The organism is Thermodesulfobacteriota bacterium, from assembly GCA_040754335.1.
GTDB lineage: Bacteria > Desulfobacterota_D > UBA1144 > Nemesobacterales > UBA2774 > 2-12-FULL-53-21.
This window is the reverse complement of sequence record JBFMCV010000002.1, coordinates 369,907-395,426: the sequence shown is the minus strand read 5'-3', so window position 1 is coordinate 395,426 and position 25,520 is coordinate 369,907. Positions and strand designations below refer to the sequence as shown.

23 protein-coding genes are annotated in these 25,520 nt (G+C 57.3%); 10 read left to right on the top strand and 13 right to left on the bottom strand.

From position 1 onward, the window contains the following. Positions 1-21 precede the first annotated feature (21 nt). From AB1598_05215 to AB1598_05200, 4 genes are read right to left on the bottom strand one after another with little or no spacing between them, the layout of a single operon-like run. Positions 22-1,314: a DUF1116 domain-containing protein gene (locus AB1598_05215; protein ID MEW6144400.1), complete on the bottom strand. Its 1,293-nt coding sequence runs from the start codon at positions 1,312-1,314 to the stop codon at positions 22-24. Positions 1,315-1,338: 24 nt separating this feature from the next. Continuing rightward, positions 1,339-1,926 carry an XRE family transcriptional regulator gene (locus AB1598_05210; GenBank protein ID MEW6144399.1) on the bottom strand — a complete coding sequence of 196 codons (588 nt, stop codon included), beginning with the start codon at positions 1,924-1,926 and terminating at the stop codon, positions 1,339-1,341. Next, positions 1,916-2,902, bottom strand: coding sequence for a sll0787 family AIR synthase-like protein (locus AB1598_05205; GenBank protein ID MEW6144398.1), 987 nt, complete (start codon positions 2,900-2,902; stop codon positions 1,916-1,918). Before AB1598_05205 ends, AB1598_05210 begins: the two co-directional genes overlap by 11 nt. 30 nt (positions 2,903-2,932) lie before the next feature. Further along, positions 2,933-3,436, bottom strand: coding sequence for an MSMEG_0567/Sll0786 family nitrogen starvation N-acetyltransferase (locus AB1598_05200; GenBank protein MEW6144397.1), 504 nt, complete (start codon positions 3,434-3,436; stop codon positions 2,933-2,935). A gap of 271 nt (positions 3,437-3,707) precedes the next feature. Here AB1598_05200 and AB1598_05195 point away from each other — a divergent pair, with 271 nt between their 5' ends. The 4 genes from AB1598_05195 to AB1598_05180 all read left to right on the top strand — a co-directional run bounded on the left by AB1598_05195 (position 3,708) and on the right by AB1598_05180 (position 6,800). After that, positions 3,708-4,085, top strand: coding sequence for a zinc ribbon domain-containing protein (locus AB1598_05195; protein ID MEW6144396.1), 378 nt, complete (start codon positions 3,708-3,710; stop codon positions 4,083-4,085). An 87-nt stretch (positions 4,086-4,172) separates the two neighbouring features. Continuing rightward, complete coding sequence (locus AB1598_05190; protein ID MEW6144395.1) at positions 4,173-5,027, top strand: amidohydrolase family protein; 855 nt, start codon at positions 4,173-4,175, stop codon at positions 5,025-5,027. 173 nt (positions 5,028-5,200) lie between these two features. After that, positions 5,201-5,803, top strand: coding sequence for a 2OG-Fe(II) oxygenase (locus tag AB1598_05185; protein ID MEW6144394.1), 603 nt, complete (start codon positions 5,201-5,203; stop codon positions 5,801-5,803). A 397-nt stretch (positions 5,804-6,200) separates the two neighbouring features. After that, a complete protein-coding gene (locus tag AB1598_05180) occupies positions 6,201-6,800 on the top strand; it encodes a hypothetical protein (GenBank protein MEW6144393.1) in 600 nt (199 codons plus the stop codon). A 79-nt stretch (positions 6,801-6,879) separates the two neighbouring features. On the opposite strand, the gene AB1598_05175 is transcribed toward AB1598_05180, so the two are convergent. Next, positions 6,880-7,701 carry an O-antigen ligase family protein gene (locus AB1598_05175; protein ID MEW6144392.1) on the bottom strand — a complete coding sequence of 274 codons (822 nt, stop codon included), beginning with the start codon at positions 7,699-7,701 and terminating at the stop codon, positions 6,880-6,882. Between the two features lie 587 nt (positions 7,702-8,288). Between AB1598_05175 and AB1598_05170 the strand changes: the two genes are divergently transcribed. Beyond that, positions 8,289-9,515, top strand: coding sequence for a hypothetical protein (locus AB1598_05170; GenBank protein MEW6144391.1), 1,227 nt, complete (start codon positions 8,289-8,291; stop codon positions 9,513-9,515). Between the two features lie 168 nt (positions 9,516-9,683). Here AB1598_05170 and AB1598_05165 read toward each other — a convergent pair whose 3' ends face one another. Further along, entirely contained in the window at positions 9,684-10,130 is a 447-nt protein-coding gene (locus AB1598_05165) for a carboxymuconolactone decarboxylase family protein (protein MEW6144390.1), read from the bottom strand. A gap of 251 nt (positions 10,131-10,381) precedes the next feature. Between AB1598_05165 and AB1598_05160 the strand changes: the two genes are divergently transcribed. The 3 genes from AB1598_05160 (at position 10,382) to AB1598_05150 (ending at position 14,030) form a co-directional block, all read left to right on the top strand. Then, positions 10,382-10,564, top strand: a complete 183-nt coding sequence (locus AB1598_05160; protein ID MEW6144389.1) for a DUF1059 domain-containing protein — start codon at positions 10,382-10,384, stop codon at positions 10,562-10,564. A gap of 321 nt (positions 10,565-10,885) precedes the next feature. Then, a complete protein-coding gene (locus tag AB1598_05155; GenBank protein ID MEW6144388.1) occupies positions 10,886-12,448 on the top strand; it encodes a choice-of-anchor tandem repeat NxxGxxAF-containing protein in 1,563 nt (520 codons plus the stop codon). A gap of 25 nt (positions 12,449-12,473) precedes the next feature. Next, a complete protein-coding gene (locus tag AB1598_05150) occupies positions 12,474-14,030 on the top strand; it encodes a choice-of-anchor tandem repeat NxxGxxAF-containing protein (protein MEW6144387.1) in 1,557 nt (518 codons plus the stop codon). Positions 14,031-14,087: 57 nt separating this feature from the next. Here AB1598_05150 and AB1598_05145 read toward each other — a convergent pair whose 3' ends face one another. Further along, positions 14,088-14,327 carry a hypothetical protein gene (locus AB1598_05145; GenBank protein ID MEW6144386.1) on the bottom strand — a complete coding sequence of 80 codons (240 nt, stop codon included), beginning with the start codon at positions 14,325-14,327 and terminating at the stop codon, positions 14,088-14,090. A gap of 321 nt (positions 14,328-14,648) precedes the next feature. Here AB1598_05145 and AB1598_05140 point away from each other — a divergent pair, with 321 nt between their 5' ends. Then, entirely contained in the window at positions 14,649-16,973 is a 2,325-nt protein-coding gene (locus AB1598_05140; GenBank protein MEW6144385.1) for a heavy metal translocating P-type ATPase, read from the top strand. Positions 16,974-16,982: 9 nt separating this feature from the next. Here the strand turns inward: AB1598_05140 and AB1598_05135 are convergent, their stop codons facing one another. The 3 genes from AB1598_05135 to AB1598_05125 all read right to left on the bottom strand — a co-directional run bounded on the left by AB1598_05135 (position 16,983) and on the right by AB1598_05125 (position 18,915). Next, positions 16,983-17,591 (bottom strand): hypothetical protein, encoded by a 609-nt coding sequence (locus AB1598_05135; GenBank protein ID MEW6144384.1) that lies wholly within the window; start codon positions 17,589-17,591, stop codon positions 16,983-16,985. A gap of 375 nt (positions 17,592-17,966) precedes the next feature. Further along, on the bottom strand, positions 17,967-18,221 hold the full coding sequence (locus AB1598_05130) for a hypothetical protein (protein MEW6144383.1): 255 nt from the start codon (positions 18,219-18,221) through the stop codon (positions 17,967-17,969). Between the two features lie 340 nt (positions 18,222-18,561). Beyond that, positions 18,562-18,915: a hypothetical protein gene (locus AB1598_05125; GenBank protein ID MEW6144382.1), complete on the bottom strand. Its 354-nt coding sequence runs from the start codon at positions 18,913-18,915 to the stop codon at positions 18,562-18,564. Positions 18,916-19,248: 333 nt separating this feature from the next. On the opposite strand from AB1598_05125, the gene AB1598_05120 reads away from it, so the two are divergent. Beyond that, positions 19,249-21,327 carry an ATP-binding protein gene (locus tag AB1598_05120; protein ID MEW6144381.1) on the top strand — a complete coding sequence of 693 codons (2,079 nt, stop codon included), beginning with the start codon at positions 19,249-19,251 and terminating at the stop codon, positions 21,325-21,327. Between the two features lie 746 nt (positions 21,328-22,073). On the opposite strand, the gene AB1598_05115 is transcribed toward AB1598_05120, so the two are convergent. From AB1598_05115 to AB1598_05105, 3 genes are all read right to left on the bottom strand, one after another. After that, positions 22,074-23,381, bottom strand: coding sequence for a hypothetical protein (locus AB1598_05115; protein ID MEW6144380.1), 1,308 nt, complete (start codon positions 23,379-23,381; stop codon positions 22,074-22,076). Between the two features lie 57 nt (positions 23,382-23,438). Further along, positions 23,439-23,774: an Hpt domain-containing protein gene (locus tag AB1598_05110; protein MEW6144379.1), complete on the bottom strand. Its 336-nt coding sequence runs from the start codon at positions 23,772-23,774 to the stop codon at positions 23,439-23,441. Positions 23,775-23,860: 86 nt separating this feature from the next. Next, the gene (locus AB1598_05105) at positions 23,861-25,474 is read right to left on the bottom strand and encodes a DUF4301 family protein (GenBank protein ID MEW6144378.1); all 1,614 of its coding nucleotides are present in this window, start codon (positions 25,472-25,474) and stop codon (positions 23,861-23,863) included. Between the last annotated feature and the right edge of the window lie 46 nt (positions 25,475-25,520).

The window sequence follows — 25,520 nt, the reverse complement described above, 5'->3', positions numbered from 1 at the left end:
CCTCTCTTTATATAAGCTCCGTTAAGCCGCAAGGTCATACCTTTCTCCGAATTCCTGTATAGCCTTCACGAAACATTCGTACGGCGCCCTCACTATCCCCGCCCCAATCTGTCCCGCGCCCGAGCTCTTGTGAACGACTGCGCTGTTGATGCTCGGCAGTATCCCGGTCTCGACGACCTTTCTTAAGTCGATCCCCGTGGGCGTCCCTTCGAAATCGAGTGAAGGTATGCCGAACTTGGGGTTCTTGAGCGAAGTGATGAGCTGCATTTTCCTCGTGATGCCTATCGACTCGGCGACTCCTCCCCCCGCGAAGGACGCCATGGATGGCGAGGCCGCTATGGCGAACCCGCCGAGTCCCATGGTCTCGATTATGGAGCTGTCCCCTATGTCGGGCGCTCCGTCCTGAGGGCCGTAGCCCGGGTTGTAGAGCGCGTCCAGCAGATAAGGAGCCGGGGCAGTGAACCACGAGTCCCCGAGGCCGCTTACTCTGATTCCGAAGTCGGTCCCGTTCCGTGACATGGCGGTGACTATCGTCGAATCCTCCATGCCGTCGGCCGCGTCCATCGCGAGCTTGCACGCCGTCATCGTTATGTTGAGGAAGAAATGGCTGTTCCCCGCTATGAACCTGTACGCATCGAGCGCGGTCTCACTGGGGAGATCAAGCTTGAGCAGGTTCTCGGCGATTATCTTGAGAAATATGTTAGTCGAGGCCGCATGCCTGTTGTGGCACTCGTCCCCCATCTGTATTCCCTGCGCGAGTATGCTCCACACCGGTATTCCGCCAGTCATGGCCAGAGCCCTCTTCATTATGGGCGCGAAAACTTCCTTCATCCACCTGAGGCGCTTTATCGTCTCCCCGCCTACCGAGCCGAACCAGAGCACCTTCCCGCCGCCCTCGTTGAAAGTCGAATAGGCCGCCCTTCCGCGCGTCAGGTCCTTCGTAACTATTACGGGCATCGACGCTGAGATTATCCCCGTCATCGGCCCTACGGAATCGTGGCGGTGGTTAGGTGAAAGTTTTATTTTCTTCGATTTGATCAGCGCTTCGGCGCTCTCGCCGTCAGCGGCCAGGCCCTCGAACACAAGCGCGCCCCTCACGGCCCTCTTCATCGGGTCGCACATCCTTTGCCACGTGATAGGAGGCCCCGCGTGGAGTATGGTATCAGGGGTCATCCCCGGTATGACGGAGAGCGCCGTGTCTATATCGGTGAGGACAGGCTCCGTCGCGAGCAATTTTTCCAACGCCCGGGAGTTCGCCTCCCTGATGCGGTCGCCCATGTATGCGCGGCCCTTCTGCAAGTTTTTCTCAGGCATCCCTGCGCCTGCTCCTTCCGCCCGTCATGAGGGCGGGACTGCGAGTATCCAGAGCAATCTGGCCTTGCTCTGGCCCACGTTTCTCCATTTATGCTCGAGGAGCGTCCTGAAATGTATGCTGTCCCCGGGGCCGAGCGTGTAGGTCCTGTCGTATACCTGGAACTCGACCTTCCCGCTGATGCAGTAGACGAGCTCCTCGCCCCTGTGCTTCATGGGAGTCTTGCCGCTCGACGCCCCGACCTCGAGCACCGAATAAGCGGCCGTCATCATGAAGTCCCCGTACTGCTTCGCCGATATGCCCTGAAGCTCGAGTCCCTTCTTGAACGTGAGAATCGGCTCCCTCTCTTTTGACGAAACGAAGACGACGTCGCTCAACTCGGCCTTCTCTTCTATAAAGTGGCTCACCTTCTTCCCGAGCGCGTCCGAGATCTTCATCATCGTAGTGATCGTGGGCGTTATGCCGTTTGATTCGATCTTGTGGATCGCCGCCGCCGATATGCCCGACTTGTGGGCGAGCTCCTTGAGCGAGAGCCCCCTTTCGGTCCTCATGTTCTTTATCTTCTCGCCGAGTCTCGATACTATGTGGTCTATCTGATTCTTCTCAGTCGCCATTTTCCACCTTTGCCGTGTAATCGGGGTTCACCCCTATCAAGGGCTCCCCGTTAAAATCCCAGAATATTTCTTTTTCGTTCCAACCCGCAAAGTAAACCCTGCTGTCGTCGGTCACACTTCCTATAGTCTCGCACGCGAGTCCCGCGTCCCTGAACCTGTCCTTTATGTATTGCGTCTTTCCGGGCCTCGAGGATATGACGAACCCGTAGCTCGGGAACGTAAGCAGCCATTTCTGAAGCGGCACGCCTTCGGGCGCGGGGATGCGGTCGACGAATATCTCGGCGCCTGTTTTCGAGCCCTCGAGCATCATGAGCGCGGAGCCTATCAGCCCGGCCATGCTCACGTCTCTCGCCGCGTCGGCCAAGCCCGATTCCGCAAGCCCTGGGAGTATCTCGAGCTGCCAGACGAGGTCGCTCGCCGATAGCCCGCTCGACGAGTCCCAGAAATTAAACGCCGGATAGAACTTTCCCTCAAGGGCCGTTGCCAGGAGAATGTCGTCGCCCGGCCGCGCATTAAACCCTGAAAGCAGCCTTTCGGCCCTTCCCAGTATGAATACGGACAGCGAGCCCGATTCGGCGTCGAGCGTCGTGTGACCGCCCACTACCGGGACGCCGTAGCGCTCCGCGTTGTCCCTTATGCCGCGGAGCACCTCCCCCGCGCTCTCTTCGTCCCTGGAAAAAAGCACGTCTACGAGCGCGACCGGTCTTCCGCCCATCGCATATATATCGTTCACGTTCGTAAGCACGGAAGTCCTGCCCGCGAGGTACGGGTTTGAGCCGAGGAGGGGCTGGTAAACGCCTTCCGCCGCGAGCAGCAGGTAGCCGTCACCCGATTTTATGGCCGCGGCGTCGTCGCCCAGCAGTATGTCGTTCCCGTCTATGCGCGGGGAAAGAGGGAAATACCGCCAGAGCCCCGCGAGGTACTGCTTCTGGAGGAGCCTGGTTGATGATTTGAGTGTCCGGATGAGATTCTTCACTCGATATTCCTTTACTCTTTTTCTCTATAGTTATGCGGACCCGAGGTCCGCTTCCATCAGCTGATGCGTTATGCCCTCGTATTCGACAGGCTCTCCCACCGGCTTCCAGTCGAGCCTCTTGAAAAAGTTCACGTTCTGGGGCTGGACGTAGGCGAGGAATTTCCTGCACCCCCTCGACTTCACGGTCTCTACGGCGAACCTTACGAGCCCCGAGCCAACGCGTCCGTTCCTGTAGCCGTTAGCCGCCGTGAGCCTCCCCCCGTACCACGTGCCGCCGCCCGTCGTGTAACACCTCACTCCCCCGACCATAACGCCTTCAGCGCCCTTGAGCGCGATTATATGTATGGCGCCACGGTCGCGCTCGTCGACGTCCGTGCCGCTGAATATCTTCTGCTCCTCGACGAAGACCGCGTGGCGGAGCCTGAAATACTCGTCGAGCTCCTCCGGGCTCTCCGCGATCTTGAACAGGTAGTCCCCGGATTTGCGGACGTGCGCCTCCCCGGTCTCTGTAGACGTATGTATCGGCAAGCTCATAACAAGCGCTCCTTCATATCTCCCGTATGTGCGCGCTTCCCGGCCTGTGCTGAACGTGCACGCCCCGCCGCGGGCGGGTGGAACGTACACTATACTTGACACTATATCTACTTTAGTAAATGTAGTCAAGATACTTTTACGGGGCTTGCGTCTTCGTACCCGCGTGATCCGGAAGGCCGTGTTTACCGCGCCTTACAAACGCGCCACCTTTCCTTGACTAGCGCCCGTAAATTTCCTATAATGTACGATGCGTATACTATAGGAAAATAAAATGCCCATCTACGAATACCATTGCACGCAGTGCCGTAAAGACGTAAGCATCTTTTTCCTGACTCTCTCCGAAGCGGCTGAAGATAGCCCCGCATGCCCCGAATGCGGGCGCAGGGAGCTCGTGCGCGTGATCTCGAATATATCGGCCGTATCGAAACCGGATAACACGGACAATAAACACATGCCCGAAAAGAGCCCGGCGGCAAGGGAAGACACGGCCGCCCTCGCGAGCGTCATGCGCGATGAGGGACGCAAGTCGAAGACGGGCTACGGGGAGCAGTTCAGGGAAGTGGCGGCGAGGCTTGAGAAAGGCGAGTCTTCGAAATCGATAGAGAGGTCGCTCAGAAAAAGGGCCGGCGAGCCGATGGATACGCCGTAACGGATAAACGATTATCAACCGGGGCGGCGGCATTAACTACAGGAATACCGGAGCAATGACAACCACAAAATTCAAGGAGGCGGTAAAATGAGCATAGTAAAGAGAAAAAAGATTTTCGATAACCACTCCCACATAGGGCCCGTGCCCGGATTCGCTTATTACGGACTGCCGCAGGCGGTAAAACCCACGACCGATTACGACAAGACCGATGACTATATAAAAGGCATGGACAAGCACGGCGTCGACCGCGCCCTCGTAATGTCCAACTACGGCTACCCGGATTCGGCGCAGCCCTTCACGCTTAACCCGCTCGTCACCGACAGCGTGCAGAAATCGGACAGGCTGCTCGGCGCCATATGGGTCTCGGCCCTGCCCAAAGACAAGGAGAGGACGACAGAGGCGCTCAAGCTCATCGGCGAGAAGGGGCTTGTCGCGCTCAAGACGACGTGTCTTCTCGGAGGCACCTTCAACCCCGAGCAGTGGGACAAGGACTCGACAGAGCTCTGGGAGATGATATTAAGCGCGGCCGCGGAGCACGACATGCCCTTCCACATACACACGAGCCCGGGCGGCGGGTCGGATATAGACGGCGCTCTCGCGCTCATCAGAAAATACGGGAAAAAGGTCAAGGTACACGTCGTTCACATGGGCGGCGGAGTCAGCGGACACATCAAATTCGTCCCGAGGTTCTTCGAGCTCGTCGAAGAGGGCTACCAGGTATACACGGACTCCTCGTGGGCCGTCGGGTTCGGCTCCACCTGGCTTCTCGAGGAGATAGAGAAGCGGGGCGTGGGCGGAGACCGATTCCTATTCGGCTCGGACATACCGTGGAGCGATTTCGCCGGCGAGTACTGGAAGATAGAAGGAGCCGATGTTTCCGAAAAACTGAAAGAGGATATATTCTGGAACAACGCCGAGAAGCTCTACGGCAAGTTCTGGTGATGTGAAAGTATCACGGGCCCTGCGGAACCCTTTGGCAGCGGCCGCGGTGAGCCCGAATCGTCAGGCGCAAGCGGCACCCCCGGAGACACCCGGTTGACTCGGGAAGGGCAATTCGCTACTATTTCATTTATGTCATACGCGCCTGCCCGAATGCGCTTCCCGTTTCACCGAGCATGACACCCGGCACTCACTCCTCTTTCGGCCTCTTTTCAATAAAGAATTTCCTGAGCGGTGAAGAATGCGCACGGATCGTGCGCGAGATGTCTTCCTCCGAAGGCAGCATGGCGTGCGTCGCAAAAGCAGACGAGCGGCGCCTCGACGAGAGTTACCGGCGCACCGTGACGAAAAATGTATCCGAAGAGACGCGCAGTCTGATAAGCGAAAAAATAGCCGGGCTGAGGGGCGATCTCGGGGCATATTTCGGCGTCGAGCTCTCTCGCCCCCAGAAGCCCGAGTTCCTTTACTACAGGACCGGGGACTTCTTCAGGTGCCACACGGATAAAGGCACCAGCTCCCAACACCCGGACGAAGTGAGAGACCGGCTCGTTTCGGCCGTCGTGTTCCTCAACGACGAGACTGACGAGCCCGGGGACGGCGCTTACACAGGGGGCTCCTTCATTATATACGGGCTGCTGAAGGACCCGCGCTTCGAGGGGCAAGGGTTCAAGGTGCGGGGAACGGCAGGAACATTGATAGCTTTCGGGTCGGAAATGTTCCACGAGGTAACTCCCGTTACGAGCGGGGTCAGATTAACCGTGGTCAGCTGGTTCGTTTGAGCACTACGGACGCTCGTATCACTGCTTTTCGCGTGTATCCCGACAGCCGTCGGGACCCCCGGCGCTTACCCGCTGGTATTATTGCATACTAATACTTTTTCAGTAACCCCGGCACCATCATACATACCTTGGTATGACAAATTATTTATACCGTCGTCCGATTGTTGAGGCAAATACCCCCGGTTATTCTCAAACTGCGTTAAAAAAAATCCCCCGAGAGGGTGGTCTCTCGGAGGACTTGACGCCGATACCTTTGGTCGGGACCGGCATTGAGTTATAACTCAAAGCTAAAAGTAATTTCAATACGGATTCGTGTCAACAGCCTCTGTTGGCAGGCATCCGGCAGGCCATGGCGTCCGGTCTTCCCCGCCTCTCGGCGAAGAGAAGGGGAACGAGTATGGGGGTATTTACGGACGGAGGTCCGGGGACCGGACGCCGTGGGTTTCTGGCGGTTATGATTGTCGCGGTTTACATGCTCGGCTGCGGAGGCGGCACCGGAAGCGAGAACGACTCGGCCGGAGGGTCCGGCGACAGCGTCATATCCTCAAACGGCGTAGAGTTCAGGCACAACGGCTACTACACGGACGAAGAGCTCTCCGAGGCGCTCCCGCTCGTGGACGAGTATTTCGGTCTCGCGCTCGAGTGCGCCGTCGACGTCCACCCCGAGCTTGCAGGAGTCATAATGTCGCTTCCGGGGAGCGAGCTCACCGTGAACGTCGTAACCCCGGATAAATACGACCCCTCCACCGGGCGGGAGGGTTTCTCCTGCAAGTTTTCCGAGAAGGGGTGCGCCGGAGAGTTCCATCTGGGGAGTGCCAGGATAGACGTACCGCCCTCGCTCGACGCGCTCGGCCACGAGATTGCCCACTGGGTGAACTACATGCTTTTCGGTGATACGCACGACGATGACCCGGACGACCTTTCCAATATCTGCGAGATACCGTCCTACTGCCACCTGTATTCGGAAAAGAGGAACCTCATATCCTGCCGGGAATGACCCTGAGAACTAATAAGCTATAGCCGGGGCGCGAAGCTGCACTCTCCTGATATGCACCTTTCCCTCCAAAGCGCCCCTGCTATTCTTTCCTTGTGATCCCGGCACCGGCCGCGGCGCCGCCGTCATTTTGAGACCCGCTCCCCGCCCCCGCAGATAACCCCACGAGGAATGCGAAGTAGAGGCCGTTCGAGGGTATCTGCAGTCCGAAATCGACCAGGCTGTGGACGAGCATCGAGAATATCCCCGTGAGCGCGCCCGCGAGAACGAACAGCCTGAAATAGTCCTCATCCCTGCCGAGACTCGCGAGCGCCCTGAGCGACGAGTGAAGGAACACTGCGAGCGCCGCCATTATGGACGCGAACCCGAGAACGCCTGTCTCTATAAGCAGCTCCAGGTAATCGTTGTGCGCGTGGAGATAGACGATGGGTTTTCCGACAGCGAGCTTGTAGAGTGGATACGCGTAGCCGAAGGTCCCCAGACCCGACCCGAAGAGAGGGAAGTCGCGGACAATGGCGGCCGCGTCCTTCCAGAGCTCCGTCCTCGAAGGCAGGTTCTCTCCCACGTGGAGGAATCTCTCCGCGACCGGATAGATCCCTATGAACAGGCCGAAGAACACCGCGACCCCCACTACGGTGTAGACCATCCTCCCAAGGCCCTTCCCCGACCGCAGAGACCGCGAGCTCAGGGACGTGAAGAATACGAGCGAGACGAGGACGCTGAAAATACCCATCCTCGACCTCGAGAAGAGCACGGCCAGGAAGGCTAACCCGAGGAGAAAGAGGAACAGGGCCTGCTTCTGGAGATTCTCGGAGGAGAGCAGGCGGCTGTGAAGCGGCCTCCCCGAGGCCCCCCTCCAGCCCCCGAGCGACAGCACGTATCCGAGCGCGACCGGGAAGGTCATTTCGAGGAACCCGGCGTAGTGGTTCCGGTTAAAGAACGATCCCGTGGCGTCTTCCGAGCCCCCGCTCCCCAGGCCTCTCTTTTTTTGTTAATCCGAACGAAAATCTTAAACGGTTGGATCTGGAGACATCAATTAGCTTTTTGTTTCTTACTTGTAAAAGTTGAATCTCAAAGGAATATCCCTCATCTTCTTTCAAGGTTTGTGGTTAGGGGTGTGGATTTGGGGTAGATGACCTTGCCGTTATCCTCAATACAATACGTAACACCTATTTTTTTCGCTATAAAAACCCAAAATTTCTGTTTGACATTCATATACGAAATCAAATATAATCACAGGTGGAGGGATCGATTAATATGGGGTAGTCATTATCTTATCTAGCTGTTATCGCTTACTATCCACGGCAAATGCAGTTTTCCTGAAAACGCACAATTTTTAATGTTTCTCGCACATTCCAAAAGCATCTAAGAATCATATTTTATCCACCTAATATTGCACACTCCTAAGAAAGTCTTTTGGATTCACTTTCTCATTGCTTTTTCAAAAGACCACCTCCAGAGTTCGAAAAGGAAGTAAAGGAGGGAGATCATATGGAAACAAAGACAGCAATAACGCGTCTTCTGTCAGTCCTTGCAGGATGGAGAAACAGAGACGGCTTGAAGAAGGGAAGTCGCATTTCCTTCACGATTAACCCGGCAAGCAGCATGTTCATAACGTTTATGCTTGCCATAATGGTCTACTTCTGTGCCTTACAACCAACCAGTGTACGTGCCCAGATTAGTGCCGACGCCAGCGTTAACGGTAAGCTAAAAACAATTATACAAAGTAAGCAAGTAAAACCGGGGGTAAATGGCGTTTCAATCGCTGCCGGAAAAATTTTTAACCCGGTAAAGGAAGAATACCGAGTCAGCAGAAAGCCAAAAGGGGCCCCAAAAACGGGCGAACTCGTAGACGATGGCAACAAACCGGCAAACACTGATGAGGTAAAAAACCTCCAGGGCCTGATCGACGCAATCAAGGGAGGGATATTAGGGACAGATGCGCTCACAACAGAGATAAGGGACAAAACCAAACCTACCGATCGTCCCGAGCGCTTCCAAGAGGTCTCTAAGAAAACGTTCCCGTTGCTTGCCGAGATCCCCGATCTGAGTAATCCTGCTGCCTTAGAAGAAGCGGAGGCCTCCGCAGGCATGAAGGGTACACTTACAGGCGCTACTTTTACACTGGACGGGAAGTCAAACCCGCATACCAGAATAGTGAAAATGGCGGCCAGAAACCCCATGGCCGTGGCTCTTGCTGTAGATCGGGATCCGCTCGCGGTCAAATGGAAGACGGTGTCCGATCAGGAAATCACCATAGACCTGTCGGAGGTATCGCTTACGGCAAAAACCACGGGAAGCATGACAAGCGCATTCGCGCTTTTCAGTAGTGATATGTCGTTTATCAACAATAGTCTTAATATCAATTTATCCGAAGAACAAGCTGCACCACTCTATGAGTTGTTGATATCCTTTACTTCAACCAACGGCGATCCACCCGTTCTCGATGTTCTGTTGGACGCTTTTGAGAACGAGATATCCGATAGTTTAGGAAACGTGGGAATTGACGATGTAATAGAGGGACTAATGACTCAACTTACCCTAACAGGCGAAGGTTCGATCGGGTTTGATTCTTCGTATTCTTTCACGGTAACGGTTCCTGAGAGCCCCTCCAAAAGTGTTCTTTTTTTGCGGGACATCGCAGTTGCATCGGTGACGGCAGAGGAGGAACCTACACCCACACCAACGCCCACTCCTGCTCTTACGCAAGGGCCATAGGTCGCTAACAACCTAGTTACGCTGGAAACGATCGAATCGATTCTCACCTACACTCCTGTTCCGACTGGTTGCTCAGCTGGATTTGGTAAAAAATATAGTTTTGATGAGATGTTTCAATCAAGCGATTTAATTGTTTTATTCGATGAGTTTGGTCACTACCCCTTCCCCTCACCCCCTCTTCCCCGGAAGCCTCCTGAAGCTTATGGCGACCCGGTTCCAGAGGTTCATGTTCGCGATGACGAACGTGAGATCGACGAGCTCCTTCTCCGTAAAATGCGCGCTCACGGCTTCGTACGCGGAATCGGGCGCGTGAGTGTCCTTTATGAGCGTCACGGCCTCAGCCCAATCGAGCGCCGCGCGCTCCCTCTCGTCATAGAAAGGCACTTCCCTCCACACGACGAGGCAGTCTAGACGCTGCTGCGTCTCCCCTTCCCTCCTGAGCTGGTTTGTATGCAGGTCCACGCAGTAGGCGCAGCCGTTTATCTGCGATACGCGGAGCTCCACCAGATACCTGAGCCTGGGCTCTATCGACGAGCTTTCGAGATAGTCCGCTCCCGCTGAAAACGCTTTTATCGCCTCGGGCGCCGTCTTTATGTAAGAGATACGTTTTATCAAGTAACACCTCTGTCTAGCGGAATTTTCTTAAAGTATCGAATAAGACGGCTCGATCCTCAAGAACATTCTGAAGAACCGTTCGCGAATGAAAACTCTCCCGGAATCCCGGCGATGCAGCAACGGATAAAGAAATCTACCAGTTGGATACAGAGATTGACTCACTACCGAAAATAACAATTGACAACAAATGATGACCTATAATAAAATTTGATTGTAACATCCCGGAAACCTCATGGGGGAGGTAGAAAACGATGGGTGAGAGAAAAGTAATGGACTGCAGTAAGAATCCGAGCAGCACCAACTGCACTCTCAGGATAAGCGGAAGAGAGGAAGAGGTAATGTCGGCTGCAATACACCACGCCGTCACGGTGCACGGCCATAAGGACACGCCCGAGTTCAGGCAGCAGCTCAAATCAATGCTCGAAGACGAGTAAGCCTTTAGGACCGTCTAGAAATAGCGGCTAACAGCTTGATAACATAGAATATTTCTTGGAATTGGTCGAGCCGACCATCCGGGGTTTAAATCTTTTATCCACTCAATCCGTAATCACAGCCCTTGCCGGGTTAGGGAATTGGCATACCCATACAGGCAGCAGCATTAAAAGCTTCTTTCATTTCAACAAATATAATCCGTGTAGCATAAAACAGCCGTAGAATTAATGTGATTTCTAGTGGTCGGAATCGCATATTTTATCGAGCTGTCTATGTCCGCTTCCGGGGCTGAAATGCAGCTCAAGCGATAAAGGAGGAATTGGATGAAACGCATTAACAGCATTGCAAGTTTTTTAACGCTTGCGTTAATCCTATCGTCTTTCATGACGTCCGGTTGCAACGATAACAACGGAGATGGCGGCGGCGTCACATTCCCTCCCCCCAATCCGCAATTAATCAGCATAGCCCAGAGGGGGCAGATGACGCCCGACGGACAGGCGACGTTTCTGCAATTGGAACGGCCGGTAGGGCCGAGCGATACAGGCCGGGTTGCCTTCAGGGCTGTAGAGCGCGTTAGTGACGACACGCTGAGATTGGTTCTTTACACGGGCGACGGTAACGTACTTTCGGAAGTGGCGAGGAACGGAGACTCCGCGCCCGGCGGTGGAACGTACGCGGACTTTCCGCAGAATATCGGAGTGAACGATCAGGCGCAGCTCGCGTTTGTCGGCTCGACCGCAGAATCGCCCGACGAAAAGTTCGGCGATACCGACGGCTACTATCTGAACGGTGAAGAAGGAATCGAGGCGCTCATCCGCGAAGGGGACGCAGTACCCGGCGGAGGCACGGTATTCAAGCTCTGCATACCCGGATTCCTCGGCTGCTTTTATCAATACGGAAGTCTCAACGAGAATGGACTGATCGCGTTCGCGGCAGTGCTGACCGGTACGAGCGAAGACATGGCGTTATTCCTCGCGGGGACTGACGGTCTTACGGAGCTCGCGCGTAAAGGCGACACCGTGCCTGACGGGAACGGCGTGTTTGACGGCTTCTTCAGTATTACGGGGCCGAATGAAAGCGGGCAGGTCGCGTTTATCGCCGGCATATCAGGAACGTCGGGAGGAGAAGACGACAACGAAGGCATATATATCGCGGACGAGAGCGGAGTGACGCTTCTCGCGCGCGAAGGCGACACAGTGCCGGGCGGCAACGGCACATTCGGCGACTTAGATTTCGTGACAGGAATCAACGACGGCGGGGAGGCGGCGTTCAGAGCCGTACTGGACGGCACGTCGGGGGGAGATAACGATAATCTGGCGCTCTATATAGCAAGCGGGAGCGGCATAACGGAGCTCGCGCGCATAGGCGATCCCGTGCCCGGCGGAGGTGGCGGGATCATAGACAGCATTTATCCTACTAATCCAAACGAGAGCGGCGAGGTCGCATTCGCGGCACCGATCATAGACGGCGACGAGGGCATCCCGAATGACTCGGGCATCTTTCTCGCGAGCCCTTCCGGCATTACCAGGCTTATCCGAGTCGGCGATTCCGGACCCGGCGGAGAGGGCCGCTTCACGGGGCTCCTCCCCGGAGGGCTTAACGACTCGGGCGAGGTGATATTCAGGGCGGGGCTGTTTCGGGAGGATATGGAGGAGCCATTCGCTAAAACGCAGCCGGGCCTCTACCGTGTAGGTCCGGGGGAAAGCGTAAAGGCGCTAGCCGAGGCTTTACAGCCCGTGCCGCCCGACGGCTCGAAGCTCATACAGACGATAGAAAACAGGTTCCGGGGCCCGAACAACGGCGGTCTCGCGCTCTTCCAGTCTATTCTCATGAGCGCGGATCAGCTGCGCACGAACAGCGGTTTCGGCATCTTCGTTGCCCAGTGAACGCAAACTTAAAGGGAGCGATACAATGTATACATTCACCAAAACGGTTTTTGTCGTATTAATTTCAGGCCTGCTGTTTATATCGACAGTCGGTGGCTGCGGAAACGGCGGAGGAGGCGACGAGCCCTTCCCTCCCCCGAACGCGCTCGCAATCAGGCTCGCCCAGAGGGGACAAACGGCGCCCGACGGACAGGCTACTTTTATCGCCTTCCTCCGGCTCGCAGGCCCGAGCAAGGGGGGAGTTGCGGCCTTCCTGTCTCTAGAGAGAATCACAGAGGACGTAAGGAGGCTGGTCCTGTACCTGGCCGACACTAGCGGGCTTACGGAAGTGGCGAGAAACGGTGAACCGGCTCCCGGAGGGGGCATATTCAGGGGCTTCCCGCAGATTATCGGAGTGAACGACCAGGCAGAGATCGCGTTCATCGGCAGGGTAGCCGAATCGCCCGACGATGAGTTCGGCGACACGGAAGGATATTATCTAGGCAGCGAAGAAGGGATCAATGTCCTCGTCCGCGAAGGGGACGCGGTTCCCGGCGGAGGCACTGTGTTCAAAATCTGCTTACCGGGATTTCTGGGATGCTTTTACAATTACGGCAATCTCAACGAAAGCGGCCAAATCTCGTATGTCGCAGCGCTCAAAGACACGCCAGGAGGCGACAGCGATAACAGGGCATTATATATCGCCGATTCTTCGGAAGTCACAGAGATCGCGCGCAAAGGCGACCCCGTGCCCGGCGGCAACGGCGTGTTCGAGGACTTCTTCGATACGGCGGGTCCGAATGAAAACGGCCAGGTCGCGTTCATCGGACGCATATCGGGCTCATCGGGCGGCGAAAGCGACAACGAGGGTATCTACCTCGCCGCCGAGGGCGGCATCATAGAGCTCGCCCGCGAGGGAAATGCGGTGCCGGGCGGAAACGGCATTTTCGGTAATTTCCAGCTGCTGTCAGGAATAAACGACAGCGGGCAGGCCGCATTCAGCGCGCATCTCGACGGCACGACGGGAGGCGAGACCGATAACGAAGCGATCTACCTCGCAAGCGAGGAAGGATTAACGGAGCTTGTGCGTAAGGGAGAGCCCGTTCCGGGCGGTGGCGGGGACGTAATAGACAGCGAATTCTATCCCAGAGGTCCGAACGAAAACGGCCAAGTCGCGTTCGGCGCGGGAATAAGATCAGGCGACGAGGACGTTCCCATCGACTCGGCCTTATTCCTCGCGGGTCCTTCCGGTATTACGACGCTCATACGTCACGGAGATCCCGGTCCGGGCGGAGTCGGCCAGTTCGCGCAGTTCGGGCTCGCCGGGCTGAATGACTCGGGTCAGATCATATTCAGGTCGAGGCTTTTCGAGGGCAAGAAATCAGCTCAGGGCCTCTACCGCGTGGGTCCGGGCGAGGAAGTAACAGCGCTCGCGCAGCAGTTCCAGCCCGCGCCGCCCGACGGCTCGAAGCTCTTCCGTTCAATCGAGGACAACAGGTACCGCGGCCCGAGCGAAAGCGGGCTCGCGTTTTTCGTGGCAGGCCTCATGAACGCCGACCGCTCGTACTCGATCCAGGACACGGGCATCTTCCTGGCGGAGTGAGGTATTTAAAATTGGAACGGAAGGAAACGGGCAAGACAGGAGTCCCGTTCACATGGGTTAAAACAAATCCTGCTGGGCGTCTTCAAGCAGCACTTTCTTCAGCAGGCTCTTCGCGTGTATGACGGCCTTCTCCTTTATCTCCTCGAGGTCGCTCGATTCGTTCGCGAGCGGGAAAGAGAGCGAGATGAAAACCGATTCCGAGTCGGACTCGTAATCCTCCATCTCTATCGTCATGTCAATGAGGAAAGCCTGCTCGTCGTCCGTGAGCGTAATGTTCTCGACCTTGTATTGAATCATGGAATGACCGCTTCCCGTCTTTTCTTTATACGATGCAGTGCGGCAATCAAAACTGAAATAAAACCCGAATGAGGCCCCCTGCTCTCTTTGATTATATAAGGCGATTGATAAATTTTCAATTAAGGCCTCGTAAAATATCGATAATACCCCGCCTGAAGCCGGACGTCCGCGCGAAAAACGCTCGCGCCCTGCGAAGAGGTCCCGCTTTTTGCTCTATATATAGAGTGGTGTATTATTTTCGGGAAGTGGTAATACCTCGTTCCCGGCGCGGCGTGAATCTGAAAGTCCTTGACGAACTAAATTCGGAGCTTGGGTCCGGCCATGCGTGATACCCGTTTCATAAACCGGGTAGTCCTCGCCATCACTATATGCGGAATTACTGCGGGTCTCGCGGCGCACTTCCTGAAAATACCTGAGATAGCGGACTGGGCCTGGGCGGGATCCACCGCCGCGGCGCTCATACCCCTCACATTCGTCGTCGCGCGCGCTTTACTTGCGGGCAAGCTGGGCGTGGACGTGATCGCGCTCATAGCGATGGCAGGCTCCCTCTACCTCGGACAATATCTCGCGGGCGCCGTGATCGCGCTCATGCTCTCGGGCGGCCAGGTGCTGGAAGGGTACGCCGAATCGAGGGCGCGGAAAGAGCTCTCCGCACTAATAGCACGCACGCCGCGGACGGTCAACAGGCTCGACGGGGACACCGTAACCGCGGCTCCGATAGAAGAAGTGAAGCCCGGGGACTTCCTCATGGTCAAGCCGGGCGAGATCGTGCCCGTCGACGGCGTCGTCATAGGCGGCTCCGCCGTGCTCGACGAATCGGCCCTTACGGGAGAGTCGAAGCCCGTCGAGCACAGGGACAGGGACCAGGTCCTGAGCGGCACGGTGAACGCGTCCCGGTCTCCCTTCAAAATGAGGGCGACCGTTACCGCCCGCGAGAGCGTGTACGCTGGGATAATAAGGCTCGTCGAGCAGGCCCAGGCGGCCAGGGCCCCGCTCGTACGTATGGCCGACAGGTACGCGATATTCTTCCTTCCCGCGACCCTCGCCGTCTCGGCGTTCGCATGGATAATCTCGGGCGACCCGGTGCGGGCCCTCGCCGTGCTCGTTGTCGCGACCCCCTGCCCTCTCATACTCGCGGTTCCGGTAGCGATAGTCTCCGGGCTCTCGCGCGCGGCCCGGCGCGGAATCATCATAAAAGGCGGCCTCGCGTTAGAGACGCTCGCCCGGGGGAAGGTTCTCATCCTCGACAAGACCGGGACCATAACGAGGGGCGAGCCGATCCTGAGCGGAGTGGAGAGCCTCGGGGACTGCGACCCAGATGAATTGCTCAAGCTCTCAGCCTCGCTCGACCAGGTGTCTCCGCACGTCCTCGCACGGCCCATAGTGAATGCCGCCATAGACAGGGGGCTCTACCTGAGCTTCCCCGAAGACGTAACGGAGGCGTTCGGCTCGGGCATAACCGGCACGGTGAACGGCAGGAGAGTGAAGCTCGGCAGAATGAACTGGGTGCTGAGCGGCATGCCGTCAGACCCGAGGGCGCGCAGACTCCACCGGAGGTCCTTGCTCGACGGCTCTTCGTGCGTGTTCGTGTCTCTGGACGGCGCGCCCGCGGGGGTGCTGATACTGGACGACCCGGTGAGGCCCGACGCGCCTCTCACGATACGCGCGCTCAAACGGGTCGGGTTTCAGAGGATTGTAATGCTGACGGGGGACCACAAGGACGTCGCAGTTTCCGTAGGCGCGGCCATAGGCATAGACAAAGTGCTCGCGGAGCGCTCGCCCCAGGAGAAGGTGGACGCGGTGGTTACGGAGCGCTCCGAAGGAGTCACGGTAATGGTGGGGGACGGCATAAACGACGCGGCGGCTCTCGCGACGGCCGACGTCGGCGTGGCCATGGGCGCGAGAGGTGCGACTGCGTCCTCGGAAGCCGCAGACGTCGTGCTCCTCGTCGACAAGCTTGACCGTCTGATAGAAGCCGTACGCATAGCCAGGAGGTCGAGGTCGATCGCTTTCGAGAGCATTGCAGTCGGAATGGGCCTCTCGATAGCGGCGATGCTCGCCGCGGCAGCCGGCTTCCTCGTACCGGTCGCCGGCGCTCTCCTTCAGGAGGTAATAGACGTGGTCGTCATACTGAATGCGCTCAGGGCGCTCAGGGACGGGCCGCAGAAGAATCATATAGACCCGGACGCAGCCAGGATCGGCCTCCAGTTCCGGGACGAGCATGAGAAGCTCATGCCCGAGGTCAAGCACATAAGATATGTCACCGACAGGCTCGACACCATGCCGCCCGCAACGGCCCTCAGGGAGCTACGGGAGATACATACGTTCTTGTCGGAGCGGCTTCTGCCGCACGAGAAAGCCGAAGACGCCGTCGTCTACCCGCTCGTGGCCGACATAATAGGGGGAGAGGACCCGACCGCCACGATGAGCAGGGCGCACATCGAAATAAGCCACCTCATCAAGGTATTCGGTCACGTGCTGGAGGAGCTGCCGGAGCACGGCCCGGGCCCGGAGGACATCAGGGAGCTGAGGAGGATACTCTACGGTCTCTATGCGATACTCACCCTCCACTTCGCGCAGGAAGAGGAGTCCTACCTGGCGCTGATAGAAGAGCGAATGAAATCGGACAAGGACCGGCAGGACTAAAAAGGCGCGTCATTCGTTAGGCGGCGATTGAGACGATTCGCTGTCCTGAATAGTCTTCTTGATGAAGAGCTCGACGCTTTCGAAGGTCACGCCGTGACTGCACTTCCCGTCTTCGCCGCTGAGGTTCTCCCTTATCACGGTCACTCCGTCCGACCACATCGTGGAGTATACGAGCTTTCCGGCGCAGACCGACTCACCGAACAGGGCCGGGTCCTGCACTTCCTCTCCCTCGTCCCAGACCACATTGTCCTCGGCCGGGCTTCCGTAACTCTTTATGAGAGACTCCTTCACCTTGTCATAGTCGCTTATATACGAATTCGGGTCTTGGTACGAGCCCCGCATGAGATATCCGGCTCTCGCGAGCTTGTCGCCGTCGAACACGTATCCGATTATGACGGGTATCCCCTCGAACTCCCCCCTGTACGTAACTACCTCGGGCCTGTCCCCGGTCGGCTCCGTGTCCTCGGACGCTTTAACCTGCTCGCGGCTCATCCCCCAGGTCGTCTTCCTGAAATTGAATTCCCCGCCGTCCTTGGTTTTCGAGTCACTCCCGTCCCTGCACGACACTGCGCCGATCCCGAGTGCCGCCGCGAGCGCCACCAGCAAAAACCTTTTCATTAATCGTACCCTCTGCACATGATCGTTCCTGAAGAGCATAATAAGCTATGTCACCTCGTCGCAGTAGACGCCCGTATCACAAGCGCGAATACTTTTGAGATACAATATTACACGATTTTCAGATTACGGCGACGGGCGCCGACAACGCCGGACGACCAGGCGGAGAGAGAGCGGGCATGCCGTGTATACCTGAAGCCCCGGACAACTGCTCCCGGCAACGAATCCGGGCGGGAAACCGGCTTATCCCGGTCGATAACGCGGAAGCCGGCCAACCGGAGCGATGAGGAGCCTGAATCCAGCATAGAAGCGGTCGCTGCTGGAAGATGCAGTCGCGCCGCTTTTCTTCGGGAAAGAATTACGCGCCCTGCCCGCGCTTCAGTAATCCGAATTACCCTTTCCGAATTCCTGAAGCACCTCGTTTATTACGTCGTCCGAGGTGGCTCTCAGCAGCTCGTCGTAGTACTCCTGGAGCTGCTCGCGGCTTATGACCCCTTTTTCCTCAAGCAGCTTTTCGAGAGCGGAAATCTTGATCCTGTCCGTGACTATGGCCCTTACGAGGTCGAGGATCAGCCTCCACTGCGTATCTCCCGCCAACAGCTCGTAAAGGGGCTTTTCTTCGCCCTTCTCCAAATCCAACCCTCCCTTGACTCCGGGTGACCCGTTCGTCTCCAGCGGCTAATTTTACTGCCGGCCTTCGCTCAGGGCAAATAAAAGGAGACCGCAGGACGACCTGAAAGAATTATATATACGAAATCAGATTCGGGAAAGTGCGTCAGACAAGATCGAAAGACGCCCGGACTCGCGACTCAGGTTAATGCTTGTTAAGCCTGTAGAGAGCGGTGGAAGCAGCTATGGCGGTATGTATCCTGCGGCACCGCAGGTGAAGGGAAAACAACAGAGCCTCGCTGTTCTTTTTCCGGCAGGGAGAGCCCCCGGAACGTTAACGGCGGAAGACCGCGCCTTCCGGGGATCAGTACTTCCAGGCGGCCAGGCCCTGGCAGACGACGGTAAACCAGTTCTGCGGGTACTCCCTTTCGAGTTTCCAGCTCATATTGAGCACGGAGTTAGCCCCGACGAGTATGGCCTGGTCCCTGAGCGCGTCTATGCACTGGCCCACGTACATCTCTTCGTTATACTCGAACTCCCACGCCTCTCTGAAGTGCCTCTGGCTCTTGCCGGTGACGTATTCGACTGAGTCGTATTGCTCGATCTCGTCGGGCGCGCCCATCTCCTCGAGGAAAATGTACTCGCGGAGGTTCTCCCACGCGCCTGCCATATTCGCGCATGTGAAAAAAAGAAGCAGTGCCGCAATGAATGTCCTCATATCATCGTCCTCCATCCGTGTATGTAAAGATTCGACCCTTGAGCGGTAAAATGACCCCGCGCATCTATATTATATACCCGATATACCCGATTGAAAATACAGCCCGGCGGTTTCCGTAAATGCGCTTTGACGCGTTGAGTCCCCGTCCCGCCGCTGCCTCACCGCGGGAGTGTTCTTATAGCCGGTCCCGGCGGCATTTAACCTTATCCATTTGCCGTCTCTTCCCATGTCCCTGTATAATTTAAATAATTTTTTTTGAAAAGAGAATGTGCGCCCGCGTTCGCGAGCTCCGCGCATGTCAACCGGACGCGGCCGGAAAGAGTCGGGGATTTCATGATCAGGAAAGCTGTATTCAAAGAAGATTTCGACGAGTTTATCGACGATACCGGCATACAGATAAAACACAGTGGCGGGAGGAGCCCCTCCCTCCGGGATATATATATATTCCCGGACGTCGACGTGCTTAGCCCCGGAAACCTGGCGGGCGCGGGGCCGGGCAGCAGGAGAATAAACTCATCCGCGCTTATCGACGCCGCGGAAGAAGGCGGAGGTGTGCTCGTATGCGGCCCTGAGGATTCGGGAAAGACGTCCCTCCTCAAGGTCCTCGCCCGGCGTTTCGCCGAATCGGGATTCTTCCCCCTCTATGCCGACGGGAAGAGTCTCCGCATACCGCGCCCGGAAGAAACGGCCGAATTCTTTCTCGGGAAATACGGGTCGCAATATACGGCTGAGAGCTGCGGGCTTATAAGAGCGGAGCCCCGGGAAAGGAGGATACTCCTTCTCGATAACGCCGACAGGATAAGGACGGGGTCAGCCGAGCTCGGCTCTTTCCTCCTCGGTCTGAAGGAGCATTTCGGCGGAGCGGTCCTGACGGCGGTGAACCCGCCCGAATTCACCGGCCTGCCCAGTGGATTGTCCGTTTACGGGGTGCCCGCCGGATATGCCGTGTGCGGGATAGCGGAGCTCGGACACGCGCTCAGGGAAGAGCTCATCTCGAAATGGACGGGGACCGGAAGGGCGGAAGACGATAAGACGGCCGCTCAGAGGAAAGACAGGCTGAGAGGCGCAGTGGATGCGGTCCTCGCAAGAAACCTCGTCCCTTCCTACCCGGTATTCATATTGACGATACTGCAGATGGCCGATTCCGAAGACCAGGAGGGGCCGGGCGCAAGCTCATACGGGCAATATTACGATTACCTGATTACAAAATCCCTCAAGGACGCCGTACGCCGGGAAGACCTGCCCTTCTTTATGAGCCTCCTTTCCGGGCTCGCATACAGGATGTTCTCCAGGAGGAGCAGGTGGATATCGGGGGAAGACCTGGAAGCCCTCATCGGCGAGGTCTCGGCGGATTCCCCGCACCCGCCGGAACCCCCCGCCTCCGTGATAGCCGCGCTCCTCGGATCGGAGACCCTCGCCGGCAGGGAATCGGGTTACGAATTCAGGTACGGGTATATATACCACTACTTCGCCGCCCTTTACTTTTCCAGGAGCCTGCACGATGAAAACTTGAAAGAGGAAGTGAAAAGGCTCGCCGGGAGCCTCGACGATGAGGAATACGCCAACATAATGCTGTTCCTCATCCACCTCTCCGGGGACCCTTTCCTTCTCGAGCAGATCGCCCGCAACGTCGAGTACGCCGCGGTCTCGGAAGAGCACTACGGAAACGAGGAGGAAGAGACGTACCTGGACGACCTCCTGAGAGAGCTCGACAGGCTCATGGACAAGGACAGGAAGCTTAAGGAGATAAGGGCCGAGTACCTCACGCCTTCACAGGCGGAAAAGCAGCCCATCGGGTTCCGCACGAACGGCGCGGATATAAGGGTCAGGAGGAGAAAGGAAGCCGCCCTTTACGGCTCGGCGCGGAAGTCGCAATTCGTAGACGCGCTCCTGAGAGTCTCATCCGAGCTGCTTTACGGAGAACCTGCCACGGGCCCTCGAGATGTCCCCCGTGAAATCGGCGAGAACGTTTATGCACTCTGGCTCTCGTCGCTCAAGAGAAGAAAAAGAGAGGCGGACAGGATGAGGGAAGCTGCCGAGGGGATGGAGGAGCACGTGATCGAAGTCGGCGGGCCGGGAGAGGAGATCTCCTACCTGACCGCGCTTTACGGTCTCTACATGAGAATATATTTGCTTAGCGTGAGGCGGCTGTCACTCCTCACGGAGGCGGGCTCTCCCGAATACGAGGACACGATCCCTGACGAGCTGATGAGGATTTGCTCGGGACTATTCCGTAAAGACCAGCCGCCCGACATAGACACTATCGGCAGGTTCCTCGACGCGAATAAAGAGAGGAGATTCGCGAGAGAGCTCGTGAGGGAATGCGCGTCACTCCGCATCTACATATTCGGAGACGATTCCGATTACTCCCGGGAGCTGAAAAAACTGCTCGGCATTGTAGATGTTAAATAATCCGGGGCTAAAATTCTCTAAAAGTTTCCCTCCCCCATTTTCAAAGGGGGAGGGACAGGGTGGTGGTTTACCTTAGTATTCAATCAATCAAGAAAGTCTTTCCCGACATTCACAAACGATTTCGAACTAGTGAGGAATCGGTCGCTCTCACCTAAAGTCAAGATTGCAACTTTCTCGGCTCAGATATCTTGTACTGGCAAGCCGGCGGCACACAATGTGTGCTCATGTACGATTCTTCCGAATCTCCTATGCCTGACCCACATGTGACCCCTACCCGTTCGCCCTTCCTTATAATGATTCCTTCCCCCTAGAGGGGGGAAGGGTAGGATGGGGGTGATAAACCAGTTCGTGCTGATTCCGGCGCGTCGCCCAATGGCTATGAGCCGTAGGGGGATTAGCGGAGTCCGAAGCGAAGCCGGAAGCATGTCGAAGTGCGTATATTTAGCCAGGTTTCTGTGCGGGTGAGCACCCGCGGGCATACTGTCCAATTCACCGGCTCTGCTCAAACAATCCCGTTCGTCCTGAGGCGCAGAATCTGCGCTCATATATAATTGCTCCGTTACTCCTCAGCATTCGCCAAATAACGGAGCAAGGACAATATTGATCTGCGAGCCTGTCCTGAGCGAAGTCGAAGGGTCGAAAGACGGTAACCGAAGACATACGGTCTCTAATCTCCGCTTCCGCTCAATTTCTACGATTGTTATGGGCATGGGCAAACGCAGCTGAGCCCGCAACAATCAAGACGATCACCCGAAGCGAGTCACGAAGTTGTAATCGATTACGTGAGGAATGTCAGTGTCGGCGATCATGCGCTTAAGCGCCTCCGGGCACCCGCGCGGGAGACCGTCCGTGTCCTCGACGCCTAACCACCCCCAGCTGTTGACGAACCCTCTCGCCCTCGTTTCGTTCCCGTCGGCGAAGAGCCTGACGAGGTCCCACGCGAACTCGTCGACCACCCTCTCGAACCTCTCGATATCCACGATGAACTTCCCGCCCCAGGGGTCGTGCCTTATCGCCCCCATGTCGCTCAGGTGCCTGTATGCCAGGTATGCGGAGCCCGTGTCCGGGTGCTTTACGAACCCTTCCCTCCTCATGTACCTGAGCATCTCGGCTACGGCGAGGAGGTAAGCCTTATGCAGCAGCCCCCCGCCGAGGAGACTACCCGAGAGGTGCTTCATATTGCTGAGAGCGATCATGTCCGACTTCAGCTCGTGGAGCACCATGTAGTTGCTGTCAAACTCGGACATCACTCTGCCGAGCCTGTCAGCCCCTATGAAATGCCCCGCGTCGTGTCCCCTGAGCCATATCAGCAGGAGCCGCGCCGTCTCCTCGAGCGAGAGCTCGGCGAGCGCCTCCGCGCCCGCGAGATAACGGAGCGCGATCGGCTCGGTGAGAGCCTTGAACCTGGCCGCGTAGAGGTTTATGAATACCGTCATGCGGGAAAGGGACGACACGTTCTCCTTCGTCCCCCCGGAGAAGAAAACGCATATAGGCTTGTGCCGGGCGTTGAGGCCGCCCGCGAGGGAGAATACGTCAAGGCACTTTATCTGCGGGAGGTCGCCCTGAAAGACCTTGCCCTTATATCCCCTCGACAACATTAGCGCGTCCGTGAAGAGCCCCATGTTATCGTCGTACTCGCGCAGGAGCGGGTCGTATCCGCGGTTCTCAGCCCCCGCCGCGCCCGAATAATAGCTTTCCCCGTCCCCTTCGGGCGAGAACACCTTGCCTATTATGAGCTCGATCCCCTCGTTTCCGTTCCCGCTCCGGGCATCCAGTGGAAAGAGGTCGAATATGCCCCTCTCGAGGGCGTTCACGCCCGACTCGTAATTCCTGCGAGCGTCGCCCGAGAGGGATGCCGCGCACTTCTTCAGATTCTCGGTAATCTCGTGCCAGAGGCTCTTTTCGAGAGAGAGCGTGAGCTCCTTCGAGAGCTGCTTCCCGTAGATCTCGTCTATGAGACCGAGCGAGCCTTTGAAGGAGTCGGCCGCGCCTTTCAAATCCGGGGGCAGCGTGACATGTATGTACTCGGTCAGGGTCTTTCCGGCGTCCGCCATGACCCGGTATTTTAACCGGTATTGTATGCGGATTTAAGCGCAACCCGGGGAAATTTCTCAGTCGAGCATCTCGCTCTTGCCCGGGAGCACCTCGACGACGGACAGGTATTCGGCCAGCATGTCGAGCGCATTCTCTATCTCGCCGGTGTCGCCTGACTTCGCGGCATCCTCGATGCTCTTCCCTATCCTGCTAATCTCCTGGAAACCGTACCCGCCGCCCGCGCCCTTCATGCCGTGTCCCAGCCTCTGCGCCTCTTTCAGGTCCGCCTTCGCCACGCACTCCCTGATGTTGACTATGTCCTTGTGCCTGCTTTCGAGAAAGAAGGGTATAAGGTCCATGAAATCGGGGTCCACGTATACTACCTCTTTTTTGGTGTATCGTTTTTCAGGCATAAGCGGATGTCCCTCCGGGTGCTCATCTCAGCTAATAATACACCCTCCGGGGCTTCCGGGTAAACAGCGCGCCCGCTGGGCGGGGATTACAGCTTCGGCTGGTGCTCCGGCTTGAGAAGGTCGAATACGGTCTTGACGGGGTTGAACGTCACTAGCGGGACTTCGACGAAAACGGTGTTCCAGAAGGCCATCGCACCGTTCCAGAGACCCGGCAGCTCAAGCGCCTTGAGGTCTCTCCCGTCCTTCGATTTGACGGATATGAACCCCGCGTCACGGTCGATGAAGGCGTGGAGGTCGTAGGGCCGTCCCCTGTTGTCCTTGAGACCGCAGACGATGTCCACGGGGTTGAAGTGCGTCGAGGACTCCCAGACGGCCTTTTGCCCCGGCGAGCTCATGTCCGCCTGCGCGGATTCAACGATCTGCTTCGTGAGCCTGCCGTCCTTCCCCCTCACCCAGAACGGCCCGCCTCCCGGCTCGTGCTCGTTCCTCACCACCCCGCACACCCTGAGAGGCCTCCTGAGAGCGGATACGAGGTGAGCGGACACCTCCTCGCCCGTAGCGTTTTCCATCCCTGCGGGGATGACGATTTCGAGCCCCATGCGGGAGAGTTCCCGGAGCTCCCCGGCTGCGTCCTCGCGCGAGCCCCCGCCCTCGAGCTTCCCGAGCGCCATGAAGACGAGGCTTTCAAGCGCGAGCAGGTATCCGCCGAGCGCCTTCTTCCATAGGTACGTCTCGCCCTTGAGCCTGTCGGGCACCACGTTGTCTATGTTCTTTATGAATGCTATATCGCAGCCGAGCTCGCCCAAGTTCTCTATGAGTGCGCCGTGCCCCGCGGGCCTGAACACTGGCTTCCCGTCGTCCCCTATGAACGGCCTGTTCTCCATGTCGACGGCAATCGTGTCCGTGGACGGTTTCTGCACCGAGTATCCGATATCGAGCCTCTCCCCTTCCTGCTCGTAGAATCCCCTGACGGCGTCTATATGCGCGCTCACGATCCCGACGTGCTCGGGCGACAGTGTGAAATGGACGCCCGCCCTGCCCGAACCGTCTTTCGCGTAAGTGAGCGCCTCAGCTAAGTGCTCCTCGAAAGCGGTCCTGTTGCGGACGGGATATTTGTGGAACTCGATCAGCCCTTTCGGCAGGTTCGAGTAATTGAGGCCCTTCTCCCCGAGCGTGTGGCCGATGATCTCGCCGTATTCGCCGGCCGCGAGGAGCTCCCTCATCCGGTATCCGTTTTTTTCGAGCGCCGATTCGAGGCTGTCGTGGAAGGCGAACTTCCCGAGCTCGTCCACGAACCTGAGCACGGCCTCGGCGTCCCTGTCCCCATCTCTCGCAGCCCTTTCGAGCCTTCCCCGCTCGAGTGCGCCGCCCTGGGCCGCCGCCAGGAGCTCCCTGAACATCCTGCTCGCGGCCCCTGATGCCGGGACGAACTTGACAATCTTCCTCCGGGAGGATTCGGTCTCGTAGCGCCGGGCATAAGATTCCGCACTGTCGGTTATCGATATTATCCCGTCCCCCGGCGTGCACGGCCTGACGAGATCTGAAGGGGGTATGCCCCTCGCGAATGTTTCTATCTGAGACAATACCGTCCCCGGGTCGATGCCCCTCGCTTCGATTTCTCTCAGTATCCTCGGGTCGAGTTTCCGTGCGCTCGCGTTCAAGTCCGAATACACTCCGGCGGTTATAATTAAATCCGGCAATATTCTATACGGAAAAAAACGCGGCCCCAAGGGCACGGTCCGCCTT

Bases quoted from the DNA above. Each gene is read 5' to 3' on its own strand.
- AB1598_05215 (MEW6144400.1), bottom strand. From the start codon at position 1,314: ATGCCTGAGAAAAACTTGCAGAAGGGCCGCGCATACATGGGCGACCGC.
- AB1598_05210 (MEW6144399.1), bottom strand. From the start codon at position 1,926: ATGGCGACTGAGAAGAATCAGATAGACCACATAGTATCGAGACTCGGC.
- AB1598_05200 (MEW6144397.1), bottom strand. From the start codon at position 3,436: ATGAGCTTGCCGATACATACGTCTACAGAGACCGGGGAGGCGCACGTC.
- AB1598_05195 (MEW6144396.1), top strand. From the start codon at position 3,708: ATGCCCATCTACGAATACCATTGCACGCAGTGCCGTAAAGACGTAAGC.
- AB1598_05190 (MEW6144395.1), top strand. From the start codon at position 4,173: ATGAGCATAGTAAAGAGAAAAAAGATTTTCGATAACCACTCCCACATA.
- AB1598_05185 (MEW6144394.1), top strand. From the start codon at position 5,201: ATGACACCCGGCACTCACTCCTCTTTCGGCCTCTTTTCAATAAAGAAT.
- AB1598_05180 (MEW6144393.1), top strand. From the start codon at position 6,201: ATGGGGGTATTTACGGACGGAGGTCCGGGGACCGGACGCCGTGGGTTT.
- AB1598_05175 (MEW6144392.1), bottom strand. From the start codon at position 7,701: ATGACCTTCCCGGTCGCGCTCGGATACGTGCTGTCGCTCGGGGGCTGG.
- AB1598_05170 (MEW6144391.1), top strand. From the start codon at position 8,289: ATGGAAACAAAGACAGCAATAACGCGTCTTCTGTCAGTCCTTGCAGGA.
- AB1598_05160 (MEW6144389.1), top strand. From the start codon at position 10,382: ATGGGTGAGAGAAAAGTAATGGACTGCAGTAAGAATCCGAGCAGCACC.
- AB1598_05155 (MEW6144388.1), top strand. From the start codon at position 10,886: ATGAAACGCATTAACAGCATTGCAAGTTTTTTAACGCTTGCGTTAATC.
- AB1598_05150 (MEW6144387.1), top strand. From the start codon at position 12,474: ATGTATACATTCACCAAAACGGTTTTTGTCGTATTAATTTCAGGCCTG.
- AB1598_05145 (MEW6144386.1), bottom strand. From the start codon at position 14,327: ATGATTCAATACAAGGTCGAGAACATTACGCTCACGGACGACGAGCAG.
- AB1598_05140 (MEW6144385.1), top strand. From the start codon at position 14,649: ATGCGTGATACCCGTTTCATAAACCGGGTAGTCCTCGCCATCACTATA.
- AB1598_05135 (MEW6144384.1), bottom strand. From the start codon at position 17,591: ATGAAAAGGTTTTTGCTGGTGGCGCTCGCGGCGGCACTCGGGATCGGC.
- AB1598_05125 (MEW6144382.1), bottom strand. From the start codon at position 18,915: ATGAGGACATTCATTGCGGCACTGCTTCTTTTTTTCACATGCGCGAAT.
- AB1598_05120 (MEW6144381.1), top strand. From the start codon at position 19,249: ATGATCAGGAAAGCTGTATTCAAAGAAGATTTCGACGAGTTTATCGAC.
- AB1598_05115 (MEW6144380.1), bottom strand. From the start codon at position 23,381: ATGGCGGACGCCGGAAAGACCCTGACCGAGTACATACATGTCACGCTG.
- AB1598_05110 (MEW6144379.1), bottom strand. From the start codon at position 23,774: ATGCCTGAAAAACGATACACCAAAAAAGAGGTAGTATACGTGGACCCC.